This window comes from Enterococcus sp. AN402 (genome assembly GCF_040719405.1).
GTDB lineage: Bacteria > Bacillota > Bacilli > Lactobacillales > Enterococcaceae > Enterococcus > Enterococcus faecalis.
Genome location: NZ_JBFDTM010000004.1, coordinates 147607 through 161946, shown reverse-complemented (window position 1 = coordinate 161946; position 14340 = coordinate 147607). Strand labels below are relative to the sequence as shown.

At 37.7% G+C, this 14340-nt stretch carries 14 protein-coding genes; 6 read left to right on the top strand and 8 right to left on the bottom strand.

The window, feature by feature from the left end:
• Window positions 1–155 precede the first annotated feature (155 nt).
• A complete protein-coding gene (locus AB1I62_RS02245; RefSeq protein ID WP_002385380.1) occupies window positions 156–1499 on the top strand; it encodes a HAMP domain-containing sensor histidine kinase in 1344 nt (447 codons plus the stop codon).
• The gene (locus AB1I62_RS02240) at window positions 1496–2188 is read left to right on the top strand and encodes a response regulator transcription factor (protein WP_002355236.1); all 693 of its coding nucleotides are present in this window, start codon (window positions 1496–1498) and stop codon (window positions 2186–2188) included. Before AB1I62_RS02245 ends, AB1I62_RS02240 begins: the two co-directional genes overlap by 4 nt.
• 52 nt (window positions 2189–2240) lie before the next feature.
• Here AB1I62_RS02240 and AB1I62_RS02235 read toward each other — a convergent pair whose 3' ends face one another.
• On the bottom strand, window positions 2241–3386 hold the full coding sequence (locus AB1I62_RS02235) for a cysteine desulfurase family protein (protein ID WP_002355234.1): 1146 nt from the start codon (window positions 3384–3386) through the stop codon (window positions 2241–2243).
• Window positions 3387–3639: 253 nt separating this feature from the next.
• Here AB1I62_RS02235 and AB1I62_RS02230 point away from each other — a divergent pair, with 253 nt between their 5' ends.
• Window positions 3640–4980 carry an ISL3 family transposase gene (locus AB1I62_RS02230; RefSeq protein ID WP_127978659.1) on the top strand — a complete coding sequence of 447 codons (1341 nt, stop codon included), beginning with the start codon at window positions 3640–3642 and terminating at the stop codon, window positions 4978–4980.
• A 73-nt stretch (window positions 4981–5053) separates the two neighbouring features.
• On the opposite strand, the gene ezrA is transcribed toward AB1I62_RS02230, so the two are convergent.
• Together ezrA and AB1I62_RS02220 are read right to left on the bottom strand one after the other, a co-directional pair.
• Entirely contained in the window at window positions 5054–6790 is a 1737-nt protein-coding gene (gene ezrA, locus AB1I62_RS02225) for a septation ring formation regulator EzrA (protein WP_002355233.1), read from the bottom strand.
• 185 nt (window positions 6791–6975) lie between these two features.
• Window positions 6976–7662, bottom strand: a complete 687-nt coding sequence (locus AB1I62_RS02220; RefSeq protein WP_016615909.1) for an HAD family phosphatase — start codon at window positions 7660–7662, stop codon at window positions 6976–6978.
• A 186-nt stretch (window positions 7663–7848) separates the two neighbouring features.
• On the opposite strand from AB1I62_RS02220, the gene AB1I62_RS02215 reads away from it, so the two are divergent.
• On the top strand, window positions 7849–9201 hold the full coding sequence (locus AB1I62_RS02215) for an aspartate kinase (protein WP_002385384.1): 1353 nt from the start codon (window positions 7849–7851) through the stop codon (window positions 9199–9201).
• A 22-nt stretch (window positions 9202–9223) separates the two neighbouring features.
• On the opposite strand, the gene AB1I62_RS02210 is transcribed toward AB1I62_RS02215, so the two are convergent.
• Genes AB1I62_RS02210 through AB1I62_RS02200 form a run of 3 tightly spaced genes read right to left on the bottom strand, consistent with a single transcriptional unit; the run spans window position 9224 to window position 11395 of the window.
• On the bottom strand, window positions 9224–9760 hold the full coding sequence (locus tag AB1I62_RS02210; protein ID WP_002358362.1) for a haloacid dehalogenase: 537 nt from the start codon (window positions 9758–9760) through the stop codon (window positions 9224–9226).
• 16 nt (window positions 9761–9776) lie between these two features.
• Window positions 9777–10610, bottom strand: a complete 834-nt coding sequence (locus AB1I62_RS02205; RefSeq protein WP_002358361.1) for a DUF72 domain-containing protein — start codon at window positions 10608–10610, stop codon at window positions 9777–9779.
• 50 nt (window positions 10611–10660) lie between these two features.
• On the bottom strand, window positions 10661–11395 hold the full coding sequence (locus AB1I62_RS02200; RefSeq protein ID WP_002355227.1) for an acyl-ACP thioesterase domain-containing protein: 735 nt from the start codon (window positions 11393–11395) through the stop codon (window positions 10661–10663).
• 273 nt (window positions 11396–11668) lie between these two features.
• On the opposite strand from AB1I62_RS02200, the gene AB1I62_RS02195 reads away from it, so the two are divergent.
• Window positions 11669–12253 (top strand): lytic polysaccharide monooxygenase, encoded by a 585-nt coding sequence (locus AB1I62_RS02195; protein ID WP_002355225.1) that lies wholly within the window; start codon window positions 11669–11671, stop codon window positions 12251–12253.
• Between the two features lie 42 nt (window positions 12254–12295).
• Window positions 12296–13342 (top strand): chitinase, encoded by a 1047-nt coding sequence (locus tag AB1I62_RS02190; protein ID WP_002364979.1) that lies wholly within the window; start codon window positions 12296–12298, stop codon window positions 13340–13342.
• Window positions 13343–13437: 95 nt separating this feature from the next.
• On the opposite strand, the gene AB1I62_RS02185 is transcribed toward AB1I62_RS02190, so the two are convergent.
• Both AB1I62_RS02185 and AB1I62_RS02180 read right to left on the bottom strand, forming a co-directional pair.
• On the bottom strand, window positions 13438–13749 hold the full coding sequence (locus AB1I62_RS02185; protein ID WP_002355223.1) for a multidrug efflux SMR transporter: 312 nt from the start codon (window positions 13747–13749) through the stop codon (window positions 13438–13440).
• Window positions 13746–14102 carry an SMR family transporter gene (locus tag AB1I62_RS02180; RefSeq protein ID WP_002386054.1) on the bottom strand — a complete coding sequence of 119 codons (357 nt, stop codon included), beginning with the start codon at window positions 14100–14102 and terminating at the stop codon, window positions 13746–13748. The genes AB1I62_RS02185 and AB1I62_RS02180 overlap by 4 nt, the downstream gene beginning before the upstream one ends.
• Window positions 14103–14340: the final 238 nt, after the last annotated feature.

The following is a 14340-nucleotide window of genomic DNA, read 5'->3' as shown; positions in this document are numbered from 1 at the left end:
CACTAGGAGGAACGCTTTTGACCATTAAACGCCGCTTTTTTATTTCTTATATTAGTGCCATCATTATTACTTTAGCCTCTGTTTTAGCTGTTTTATCCTTAGCTTCTTACATCACGTTAGGAACTGTCCCCAGTTTGCCCCAAGCTTACCGAATGATGAATAAGCAACGACCATTGACCGCTAACGAAGAAGAAAGTTATTTGGCCTTAGATCAACTGCTAAAAAAATCACCGAAATTACTAGATACACCTTTGAGTAAAGAATTAAAGGAAACGATTCAAACAATTGAAGCAAAAGGATTAAGTGTGATTATTCGAAAGAATGCACGGTTTCCTTATTATTCGGATAATTTAGTAGAAAAATCTTTGTCTGTACATATTCCAAACTACGAAATGAATAATATTATGCCAACTGGCACACTGGATAATGCAGGGCGTCTATATCATTATGTCAAATCCGATTTTCATTATTTAGATGGTTCTAACGGGAGCTTTATTGTCTTGAAACGCGAAAGCAGCCTTTTTGAATTCTTCACACGCTGGATTATCTGGATGATTTTGTTAATTATCCTTGTAGCAATTGCGGCAGCTTGGCTCATTAATAAGCGCTTAACCAAAACCACTATCGAGCCATTAGAAGCATTAGAAAAAGCGACTAAAACATTGGGTAAGGATGCCCAAAAAGAAAATCCATTTACACCAACTAGCCACCAAACCGTCTCAACAGAAGTCAAACAGCTCCAACTTAGTTTTGAACAAATGTGGCAAGATTTAGAAGAAGCCAATGCGGAACGCGAAAAATATGAAGCTAATCGGAAAGAATTAATTGCAAATATTTCTCATGACTTAAAAACACCAATTACTTCTATTATTGGTTACGTTGAAGGTTTGATGGATGGCGTTGCCAATACTGAAGAAAAAAAACAGCGCTATTTAACGGTCATTCATGAAAAAAGTTTAGGCCTCAATGATTTAATTGAAGAATTATTTTTGTATTCTAAATTAGACCTAGATCGTGCTGTCTTTACAATGGAAAAGACCAATTTCACTCGTTTTATTGCACATATTCTTGAAGAATACCGTTTGGAACAAGAACTCGTGATTACTTCTGTACTTCCCACCGAAGCCTTATACGTTCAAATGGACCCCACGCAGATGAATCGCGTGATTACCAATCTAATTCAAAATAGCATTAAATTTGCGGATCCCACTAAAGAACAACTAGCCTTTACGATTTCTTTAACACATAATCAAACAGACTTAGTTTTAACCATTACAGATAACGGCATTGGTATCGATAAAAAAGAATTACCTTATTTATTCGAACGCTTCTATCGTGTAGACAAATCTCGAACCCCAACAGTTAAAGGAAGCGGCTTGGGATTAAGTATTGTCAAACAAATTATTGACTATCATCAGGGAACAATCACTGTCACAAGTAAAAAAGGAGACGGCACCAACGTGATAATTACGTTGCCGTTGTTGGAGGATGAAAAATGAAACCACATGTATTAATTATTGAAGATGATCCAAGCATTGCTGATTTGCAAAAAGATTATTTAGAAATTAACGATATGACTGTCACAATTGAACATGATGGAAAAAAAGGATTGGAAGCAGCTTTAAATGAGCCCTTTGATTTAATTATTTTAGATGTGATGCTGCCAACTATGGATGGTTTTGAAATCTGTCGTGCAATTCGAAAAAAAAAGCAAACGCCGATCATGATTGTTTCGGCTAAAAAAGAAGATATTGATAAAATTCGTGGGCTTGGCTTAGGTGCTGATGATTATATAATCAAGCCGTTTAGTCCCAATGAATTAGTCGCTCGAGCAAAAGCCCATATGAACCGTTATCAATTGCTAAGCAAAGCAGAACAACCACCACAATTACTAAAAATCAATGAAATCGCTGTCGACACTGCCGCCCACAAAGTGTTTGTTTTAGAAAATGAAGTTATTTTTACAAGCAAAGAATACAAATTGTTGGTTTTCTTGATGGAACATCCTAATCGCGTGTGGAATAAAGAAGAACTTTTTGAAAGTGTCTGGGGATTTGATGCCTTAGATACTGAGGTTTCGACTGTCGTTGTTCACATTAAACGGATTCGGGAAAAATTAAAAAAAGCCAATCTTTCTGACTCTCCAATTGAAACACTCTGGGGAAGTGGCTACCGCTTCAATCGATAAAGAGAGCAAAAATAAGTCGGAGCCTATTTCTAGGCTCCGACTTATTTTTTTATTAATTTACACGAGAAAATTTTTGATAAAGTTGGTTGAAAACAATCATAAATTGTTCAATTTCTGCCATTGTATTGCTTTCATCTAAACTAATGCGCACAGCGGAAGTCGCCAATTCCCCAGGCACATGCATGGCATACAAGGTGCTGCTAGCCATTTTTTTTCGGCTAGAACAAGCACTCGTAGTCGAAATATAAATCTGTTTTTCTTCCAATGCATGGACTAGCACTTCGCCGCGAATCCCTTTCAAAGCAAAACATAAAATGTGTGGCGCAAAATGTTCATTATCTTGTGAAAAAACAGTCACATTTTGAAATTCTTCTAGCGCCTTTAGTAAATAACTCCGTAATGTCGCCACATGTTGCGGCCGTTGTTGTTCGTTCTCTAAATGCAAGCGTAACGCTTTGGCCATTGCCACAATTGCTGGTACGTTTTCTGTCCCACTGCGTTGGTTGTTTTCTTGCCCGCCTCCTGTTAAAAGCGGCGCTAAACGTTTTCCTTGTTTCCAATACATAAAACCAATGCCTCGTGGTCCATGAAATTTATGTGCAGAAAACGTTGCAAAATCCACCCGATCCGTTAACCACTCTGAGTAATTAACTTTCCCAATTGCTTGAACCGCGTCTACATGAAAATGAATTTTAGGAAACTCCGCTAAAACCTCGCTGATTTCTTTAATTGGTTGAATCGTTCCCACTTCATTGTTGACTGCCATAACAGAAACCAAAATCGTTTCTTTTCTAATTAATTTCTGTAATTCCTCGACTTTCACACGACCTTCTTTATCCACTGGCGCATAAGAAAGTTCAAAACCTAGTTCGACTAATTGTTCCGCTGTTTCTGTAACTGCTGGATGTTCCACTGCAGAAATAATAATATGATTACCAAATTCTCGTTTTTCGATTGCCGTTCCTTTTAAAACCCAGTTATCTCCTTCAGTTCCGCCACTTGTAAAATAGATTTCATTTGCTGAAACATTGATTAGCTCCGCAATCTGCTTCCGTGCTTGTTGTAAGAGCCGATTCGCTTGGTTGCCTAAGTCATGCAGACTAGACGGATTGCCAATAATCCGCTGACTGGTTTTTACATATGTATCTAAAGCCTGGGGGTAAATCGGTGTAGTTGCACTATTATCAAAATAAATCATTTGTCACCCTTCTTTTTTAAAATTCTTTCCCATTATATACTTTCTAAAGTATCACTTCAAGTCACCACCACGCCATAAAAACAGAGGCTTGTCTGTCGACAAACCTCTGTTTAGTGATTGTGGCTCTATAATATCTAGTGTTGGTGACGCCTTCTGTTGCCAATACTTTTTCTTTTTTCTAATAAACGCAAACAGACACCTTGAAATCCTTTAGAATAAAGTCGACGAAAACCATTCAAAGGAGTGTTTCAAGATGTCCTATTCAGAGTTTACCAAAGAGTTACTAGATATTCTAGACCTAAATCTTATCTTTCATGAAGATGCCTTTCGCAAAGAGCGAATCAATGACGAAACATGTTTTGTTTTTGATGGCACATTGACCTATCAACCAGAGGAATGCTTCCATTGTCACTATCAAAATAAGCAAACGATCATTAAATGGGGCTGGAAAAAAGTATCCATCTTATTGAATGATGTCAGTAACTACAAGACCATTCTGCGGATTAACAAACAGCGCTTCAAATGTAAACACTGTGGAAAGACTTTTTTAGCAGAAGATTCAGTTAGTGATCGTCGCTGCTCCATCGCCCGCAGAGTCAAACAAGCCATTCTTGAGCTATTAAGTGAGCCTATTTCTATGTCTTTGATTGCACGTATGAAGCACATTTCTCCGACCACTGTCATTCGAATACTTCGCAGCCTTCGGCCTAAAACCGTTTCTTTGAACCAGCCGTTACCAGAAGTGGTGTGTTTCGATGAATTCAAATCGGTGAAAAACGTCTCGGGAGCCATGAGCTTTGTCATGATGGACGGCAAGACCCATCAACTGATTGATATTGTGGAAAATCGGCAACTCAATCCTTTACGCGACTATTTCTTGCGCTACCCTAGAAAAGTCCGTGAACAAGTGCGTCTAGTGGTTTCAGATTTCTATACACCTTATCGCACATTGGTGAAAGAGTGTTTTCCGAATGCCCGAATCGTCGCCGATCGCTTTCATATTAGCCAACACATTGGTCGGGCTTTTACCAACCACCGAATTCAAGTAATGAAGACCTTTAAAAAAGGGGATCGTCGGTCGAAGCACTTAAAGAAATACTGGAGACTACTTCAAAAGAATGCGTGGGAATTGAAAGGTCAGCATCGCTACTGGCGTCCGTCATTTCGAGATCATCTGACAGAAGCAGAGATAGTCGATCGGCTATTATCTTATGATGATTCCTTAAAGCGAGGCTACGAAGTCTACCAGGATTTTCTTTCCGTTATCAGAAGACAAGATGTTCCTGAATTCGTCGCGCTCCTAAAAGAAGACTACAAGGAGTTGCCAGAGCACTACCAACCAGTGTTCACGACCTTCAAGAAATACCAAACAGAAATCAAACGAGCGTTGCGCGTTCCCTATTCCAACGGCCCTATAGAATGTTTGAATAACCATATCAAAGTACTAAAACGAATTGCCTATGGCTTTAGAAACTTTCAAAACTACCGAGAACGAATCTTTTTATATCGAGGAAAATATTTTAAGAAAACTAAGAATACTACCCAACTGACTAAAGCCAGAACAACAACACGGCTAGACAAGATAGCTGTCTAGCCGTGTGAGTATCTCGATTATTCTATTGAATTTCTTCACCAACACTCATTGACGAAGAGCCGTGATTGTTTAATTAAATTGCTGTTAAATTAGGGTTATTGATATTTTTAAAATAAAAATCTTCGATTCGTTTGAACGCCCCTGGCTCAACAGCTTCCAATGCCGTTCCAATTTCATCTAATGCATCTTGATAACGGAATTCTGTCGAGAATAAATACATGCTTTTATCTAAAGCCGCTCGGATGTTCTCGTGAGTATGACGATAGCGGTTTGCATATTGCATCATTTGTTCTGTCAGAGCTGCTGCATTGACTAAATCTTTTGTTTTCTTATCTAATAACTCTAAATCATCTTCGCATAAGTCACACAAACGATTGATTTCATCCATGTTAATGCGCATTTTATTTAAGGCTCGGCTTAAATCTTCAATTCGATCCGTTGCCACATAGAAAAATTCTAAGTAATCAGCAGACAAACCTGGTAATCGTTGCTTTTCAACATACCGTTTGATACTCCGTAAACGGAATTCGTATTCGTCGACTTTTTCTTGAGCGACTTTTTCGCCTTTTCTTAGTTCTTTCAATGAAGCATCAATTTCTAATTGTTGATTTTCAATATCATCTAAAATCTTATAGCATTCTTTATAGAACGCTTGAATTTCAGAGTAAGGAACGGTATGTTCTTTCATTCGAGGTTCCAAATCTTTTTGACGGCGAATAATTTCTTCAATTTCCGTTTGGAAACCACGACTACGTCCTAGCTCGTTGTTGTTTAAGGTATAGCTTTGTGATACATGGTCCAATTCAATCATTAATTGACGGTTATTTTTTAAGGAATGAGAAATATAATCGTCAATAATTTTTTGATTGGTTACGACATATTTCTTCGCTTCAATTTCACGTTCCATCACTTCATATAATGCATCAATCGCCGTTGCTGTGTCGCGATTTGCGACCTCTACTGCAGCAATCTCTGTTTTCTCTAAATCAGCCATTGAATTCTCGACACGTTTTTTCGCATGTTGAATTTCTTCAGCAAAGTTTTGTTCAGGGAACACATAATCGTCAGCTAATAATTGGTTGTAGCCTTCTTCGATTTCTTTTAATTGATCTGGGAAAGTTTCATTTAATTCTTCATACATTGGTGGAATCCGTTTCATTAAGTCTTCCAATTCATACGTATGACGTTCTGCATCTTCTAGGACTTCTCGAGCCTCGATTGGGTCTCCCGATGTATTTAGTGTGACAAATTGTGTGAATTCAATTTCGACGTTTCTTAATTGTTTTTGGATTTCGGAGTAAGCTGGACCAAAGCTAGCTTTATCATCTTTTAGTGATTTACTTAATTCTTCATAGACATCCAAAGCTTTTTGAACTTCTAATGAATTGCGCTCTTCACTTTCACGTAATTCTTTCAAGCCATTACGAATGACTTCCACTTCGGCTTCCATTTCGGTCATCGTTTCATTCGCTTCCACGACTGCTTTCTTCGCTTTCATGAAACGGAAAATTTCATTTTGATTTTCGACTTCATAAATTTGACTCTCTAGTTCGGCGAAAGAACGTGTCGATAGTTCTACCCAACGTTGATTCCATTCACGGAAACTATTTTGACTCTGTCCAACTAGATGCATTTTTTTAATGTCATCGATTTCTTCAAAGACTGGTAAGTCAAACAGGGCTTCTTTACGAACTTCTAATTCATCTAATTGTTCTTGATTTTTTTTGCGCATAAAATAACCAATTAAGTATAGCACCGCAGCAATAATAACGATTACTAGTACTAAAATGATAATCCAATTATTCTTCATTTTGGCTCCTCCGATAATTTTTCTATAATAAAAGAAAGGTTGTTTGTTCTCTTCACACGGTTATCTATTGTTCCTGACCCTTGAAAAAGGGCATTCTTGCAGAAATACCTATAGAAAATTATAGCACAAACTGTATATTCATTCACTAGTTATAACAAACTTTTTTAAGAAAACCCGCGATCTTCTTACGAAGGGGTTGATTCACTGCTTTCATCGATCCGATTTTCACTAATTTTTTTACAAATATCACTTAGTTGTGTTAAGAAGGCATCCGCTTGACTTTGATCCATCCCAAAGTGTTCATCGCGCATCGCCCAAACTTCTAGCCCAGCTTCTTTGGCAGAGGCAATGCCTTTTTCTGAATCCTCAATGGCTATACATTCCTGTGGCGCAACAGCTAATTCTTGTAACGTGTGCAGATAAATATCCGGCGCCGGTTTACTTTCTTCGAAATCTTCCCCACTCACGACCGCATCAAAATAACTACTTAATTGCCCCACTGCCAAAACCTCTTCAATTGCGTCTTTTGTGGAAGAAGAAGCTAATCCGATTTTATAGCCTTGTCTTTTTAAAAATTGTAAAACACGTTTCGCATTTTCATCAAGCACAGCTAAATAATCTATCGGATGCGCTTTTTTATAGGCTATGTATTGTTCATTTAAAAAAGCAATATCTAGCTCTTTTTTGTTGACTTGTTCAATCTTTTGCCATAATGAACGCATATCTGCACCGACTAATTCTGGCAAGGTTAGGCCCTCAATGGTCAAATCAAATTCCGCTAAAAATGCTTTACGTCGCTCATAATAATAAGCTTCGCTATCTACTAGGACACCGTCCATATCAAAAATAATGGCAGTTTTGGATTCTGTCATACTATTTAACTCCTTCGTTACGACTCATATCTTTACAGTTTAACAAAATTTTAAGGAAAAATGAAGAACAAATATTTTCATGATTTCCTAACTTTCTGAAAATAAGTGGTTGCTTTTCTAAATGTTTTTCGGTATCCTTTTACTAATCTACAAATGAGAAAATAATTAAAAACAGGAGTGATAAACGTGAACGTAGTTAAATTCGGCGGTAGCTCGCTAGCATCAGCACCACAGTTACAGAAAGTCTTACAAATCGTCAAGGAAGAGCCGCGCCGAACGTTTGTCGTTGTATCCGCTCCTGGAAAGCGAACCCCGCAAGATATTAAAGTGACTGATTTATTGATTCAATACTATCAGCGCTACTTAAATAATGAGGAAATTGAATCGACAATCTCTGCCATCATTCGTCGTTATGAAGATCTTTTTGATGAATTACACTTGGATAAAGCAGTTTTAGCTGATATTGCTATTTCGATTCGCCAATTAGCCACTTTACCAAAAGAAAACAATGCTTTTTTATTTGACTATTTTTTAGCTAGCGGCGAGGACAATAATGCAAAAGTTGTTGCCAGTTTTTTCAATCAGAATGGCTTAGATGCTCGCTACATTAGTCCAAAAGAATTAGGTCTCCTAGTGACACCTGAGCCAGGCAATGCCCGCATTTTACCAAAAGCTTTAGAGAAAATTAGTGCCTATCGTGAGACTCAACAAATCTTGGTTATTCCAGGTTTCTTTGGTTATACAGAAGCCGGCGAAATTTGTACTTTTTCTCGTGGCGGTTCCGATATCACAGGGTCCATTGTTGCCGCAGGTGTTCAAGCAGATTTGTATGAAAACTTTACCGATGTGGACGGAATTTATGTCGCCCATCCTGGAATTATTGAACAGCCTCAAACGATTCAAGAATTGACCTATAGAGAAATGCGGGAGTTAGCTTATGCAGGATTTGCCGTCCTCCACGACGAAGCCTTAATGCCTGCCTATCGCGCAAATATTCCAGTCGTTATCAAAAATACCAACAACCCACATCATCCTGGCACCCTAATTACCACCTCTCGCAAAGTGAAGCATGCCCCTGTTGTAGGAATTGCTAGTGATCAAGGGTTCGCAAGTATTTACATTAGTAAGTATTTAATGAATAGAGAGTTAGGTTTTGGGCGACGGCTTTTAGAAGTACTAGAAAAATTAGCCTTAAGCTATGAGCATATGCCCTCAGGAATTGATGACATCACGATTGTTTTAAGAGAAGACCAGTTAACAACTGAAATTGAAAATCGACTGATGGCTCAACTCCAAGAAGTTTTAGCGCCTGATGAGTTACGCATCACGCATCACCTTTCTATGATTATGATTGTCGGGGAAGGCATGCGCCAACGAATTGGGGTTACTGCTGAAAGTACAATGGCGTTAGCCAAAGAAAAAATCAACTTAGAAATGATTAACCAAGGATCTTCGGAAGTAAGCATTATGTTTGGTATCAAAAAAGAACAAGAGGAAAAAGCCATCAAAGCCTTATATCGGACGTTCTTCCATGATTAATAAAAAAGACGAATGAGTTTTCTCATTCGTCTTTTTCATTGGTCTCAGTAATTTTCAATTGGCGTTGAATTTCCGCTTTAATTTTAGCTTCTGGCGCAAAATCTTGTTCCCAATTTTCAGGTTTTAATACTTTATTTGTTTCCGGATCATAATGTGGCTGCCCATCTGGAAATAATTTCCCCATATTGGCTTGATGAACGATTTCAATAATTTTTGTTGGATTGACGCCCATTAAGCAAAACGAACCATAAGTAAAATACAATAAATCGACTAGTGCATCCACTTCCTCCACTAAAGGATCAGATACTGGTTTGCCTTTCGCCAAGACTTTCTGCTCTGCTTTATCGACAGATTTTTTTAATCCGTCGACCAATTGTTGAAAAAGCACTTGGTCATTATTAGCAGCACTATATAAAAATTCCACAAGTTCTTCGACTTTAAACTCTGCTCGTCGACTGGCTAGCTCTGGCGAAAAAGCAGTTGGTTGCTCTGGTTGTTGTGGATTAAAAACCTCGTGGAATGCACAAGCCATTTCATAAGGGGATTGCTTTTCAGACATTCAGCTACCTTCTTTCTCAAAATAAATCTAATTGTTTTGGATTCAAATCATCGTAACTCAAATTCAAGACTTTTTGCATCTGTAGGGCGTTTTCTGCAGCATCGCCGCCAGAATTATTATTAAAAATTACGCCCACTTCTTTAGCTTCTTGCGACATTTTTAAAACAGCTTCGCTTAAATCAGCGATTTCCTGCGTATTATAATGATAGAGGGTTCTTTTTTTACGCCACTCTGCATCATTGGCTAACCAGCCAGCCGCATTACGTCCGTGAAACCGGAAGAGCACGAGATTAGGATTCGTTACATACGGATAAAAGGGCACTGGATTTGTAGGAATCTGCGGTTCATCTACAATCACAAGTGAAAATTGATTTTCTTTCATAAATTGCAACATTTGTTTTACAAAGTTTGGTTGATACCATGAATTATTTCGTAATTCAATGGCGATAGGTAGGTCTTTAAACCAGTGACGAATTTTTTGCAAGTAAGCGACATTTTCTTTCGTACAACCAAATGTTCCTGAAAATTGTACCAGAAAGGCAAATAATTTTTTACTTTCAATTAATGGGGCCATACTTTCTAAAAAAGCGGTGATCATTTCTTCTTCACTTGCATAATAGGTCTGCCACTCACCTTGACAACTGATTCCACTATAAACTTTCATGACAAAGCGAAAGTTTTCGGGAACTGCTTTGACCCATTCAGCTACTCGTTCTTTGGGAGGAATCCCGTAATACGCCGTGTCCATTTCAACTAGCGGTAAATGACTGGCATATTCATAAAGCGTGGCCCGTTTTTTTCCAGTTAAATAGTCGTGTTCACTAAAAGATGTTAATCCTAAGCGAATCATGTCCTTCCTCCTCTGCGTAACTTTTTATTTTTCTAAACCGTCATCTCAACTTAGTTGGTCCAATCGATATTCGCTTCACAATAGGTTTGACCATCAATCCGAATCTCATGGCGCGTTTTCAACTGATTTTCTTGTTCGACAATTTCGTAATGACTTTCGACTTCTTGGCCATATTCTACTTCTTTATCAAATTTCACAAGAATTTTTTTCGGTTGATGCGTTGTTAAAAAGTCATACCCTAACACATCCAATAACCAATTAAAGTAAATCGCATTATTAACATGTTGATTGCCATCAATATCAAAAAAACGCACACGATAAGGTAAAAAGTTCCCCTCTGTGACTTTTTCAATTTTTTCATGGCGATAAATTTTAGTGATTTTTTCAGAATCAAAAGGTGCAATAATTTCTGGTAACACACTACTGATTTTCCGATTTTTTTGATCCATTAAGACAAAGGTTGATTTCACAAAGACACATTCATTGCCTTCTTCATCATGAACCCAAAAGTTACGATAACAAAAATATTTGTTATAACTCATAGCTTGCGTTGTAATTGCTACTTTTTCACCAACTTTTGGTAAGCGGTGAATCTCTATTTCATAATTGGTGATGACCCAGCCTAGACCAAATTGAGCGACATAAGCCGCATCTCTTCCTAGTAATTCTGTTTGTTCTTCTGATACTTTAATGACAACCGCTAACAAAGCCGGTATCTTCATTGCACCAGTAAAATCGCCGTCATAGTAGGCAACTTCATAAGAGGATGTATGTTTTTTTCCCACGAAATAATCTCCTTTTTCCAATGGCTACTTTCGTGTCATTGTTTCTTCTTAAAAGTATACCACGTGATTTCTTCAATTGCGATTCCGAATGAAAAATTAACAAAACTTTGAAAAACACTATTATTTATATTATTTAAAAACATTCTTAATATTACTTAAAAAATATTGTTTTATTTTTAAAAATAACATTTCTTATTATTTGTATCCGAAAGATTATTATGTTATATTCCTATCTGTAAGCGCATACAAAATAATTTTTTAGGAGGTTTTTTCGTGAAAAAGAGTTTATTAACAATCGTCCTGGCTTTTAGTTTTGTTTTAGGTGGCGCTGCATTGGCCCCTACTGTTTCGGAGGCTCATGGTTACGTAGCAAGTCCTGGAAGTCGTGCTTTCTTTGGTAGTTCTGCTGGTGGTAACTTAAATACAAATGTTGGTCGTGCACAATGGGAACCTCAAAGTATCGAAGCGCCCAAAAATACGTTTATTACTGGCAAATTAGCCAGTGCAGGTGTCTCAGGTTTTGAACCTTTGGATGAACAAACAGCTACTCGTTGGCACAAAACAAACATTACAACAGGTCCCCTTGACATCACTTGGAACTTAACTGCCCAACATAGAACTGCTTCTTGGGATTACTATATTACTAAAAATGGCTGGAATCCCAATCAACCATTAGACATTAAAAACTTCGACAAAATTGCTTCAATTGACGGTAAACAAGAAGTTCCTAATAAAGTTGTTAAACAAACAATTAATATTCCGACAGACCGCAAAGGTTATCATGTCATTTACGCTGTCTGGGGCATTGGTGATACGGTGAACGCCTTTTACCAAGCGATTGATGTGAACATTCAGTAAAAATACTCACATCTTAAACTACATTAAAGGAGTTCTCAAAAAATGAAGCTAAAAAAAATAATTCCTGCTTTTCTCCTTCTTTCAACCGTTGCAGTTGGCTTGTGGTTAACGCCTACTCAAGCTTCTGCAGATGCTGCGGATACGATGGTAGATATCTCTGGCAAAAAAGTGTTGGTTGGATATTGGCATAACTGGGCCTCAAAAGGACGCGATGGTTACAAACAAGGAACATCAGCATCACTGAACCTTTCAGAAGTAAATCAAGCCTACAATGTCGTACCGGTTTCCTTCATGAAAAGCGATGGCACGACACGGATTCCTACGTTCAAGCCTTATAACCAAACAGACACTGCCTTCCGACAAGAAGTCGCACAATTAAATAGTCAAGGTCGCGCAGTTTTATTGGCACTTGGTGGAGCAGATGCACATATCCAATTAGTCAAAGGCGATGAACAAGCCTTTGCGAATGAAATCATTCGTCAAGTGGAAACATACGGCTTTGATGGTTTAGACATTGACTTAGAGCAATTAGCGATTACTGCTGGCGACAACCAAACCGTCATCCCTGCTGCGTTGAAAATAGTCAAAGACCATTATCGAGCACAAGGAAAAAATTTCATCATTACGATGGCGCCAGAATTCCCTTATTTAAAACCTGGTGCCGCTTATGAAACATACATTACTTCCCTAAATGGTTATTATGATTACATTGCCCCACAATTATATAACCAAGGCGGTGACGGTGTCTGGGTTGATGAAATTATGACTTGGGTTGCTCAAAGCAACGATGCTCTAAAATACGAGTTCCTCTATTATATGTCTGATTCATTAATCCATGGCACGCGCGGCTATCTACAGATACCAAACGATAAATTAGTCCTTGGTTTACCAGCAAATCGGGATGCTGCTGGTAGCGGCTATGTCGTTGAGGCTACCCCTGTAGCCAAAACTTTTGATCAGTTAGCAAAAGACGGTAATCCTATCCGTGGCTTAATGACTTGGTCTGCAAATTGGGACGTTGGTCAAGATGTCAACGGCAAGTCCTACAACAATGAATTTGCGACACGTTATAGTAACCTTGTAAAATAAAAGCTATTTTGAGACAGAACACCGCATTTGGTTCTGTCTCTTTTTAAATTTTACTCACCTGTCTTTCAATAATCCAAACAATGTTCTCTCGCCTTCTAACCAATTAATTTTAAACCAATCACAGAAACAATGATTAAAAAAATAAAAAATATCCGGCGTAGGTCTTTTGATTCACCTAAGAGCATTCCTAAAATAGCGCCTCCTGCTGTACCAATTCCTGTCCAAACCGCATAAGAAACGCCCATCGGTAATTGTCTCATCCCTAAATATAAAAATAAGAAACTACCACTAAACGCTAGAATTAAAATTAACAATGAACGTAAGTCTTTTTTTGTTGTAAATAATTTAATTGAACCTACGCCAAAGATTTCAAAACAGCCTGCAATAACTAAGTATAACCAACTCATCTTGTTTCCTCCTCTTTATTTCCAGTTACCATTTTTAAGCCAATTACACCTATTAATAACAGCAACAGAAAAAGAACTTTTCCTATGCCCAATGGTGTGTGGAATAAAAAATGATCTGTCACAATAGTTCCAGCACTACCTAAGCCGACAAATACAGCATAGGCTGTGCCAACTGGCAATTCCTCTCCTGCTTTAATCAGCGCATAAAAACTGATAAAGATTGCGATTACTGTCCCTAAAATCTCCCACCATGTTGTACTATGCTTCATACCAATGACCCAAATCACTTCACAAAAAGCGCCAAAAATAACTTTTAACCAAGCTTTACTCATCTTGTTTTCCTTCCCTTCCAAACAAAAAAAGTGCCAACAAACAGTTCAGCTATGGCCTAAGAACTGTTCATTAACACTTTAGTCGCAAGCATCCGGCGATGTTTACGAAAGTTTATGTATTAAAATATCTCAGGCTATTATATTCTTATTTTTTTAAAAAATCAACTAAAAAATAATAGTTCGAATTCGAGACATTTCTTTTGCATTTTTAGGACTAATCATTTAAACTTACTTTTAGTAAGTTAATTAATTAAAAAAT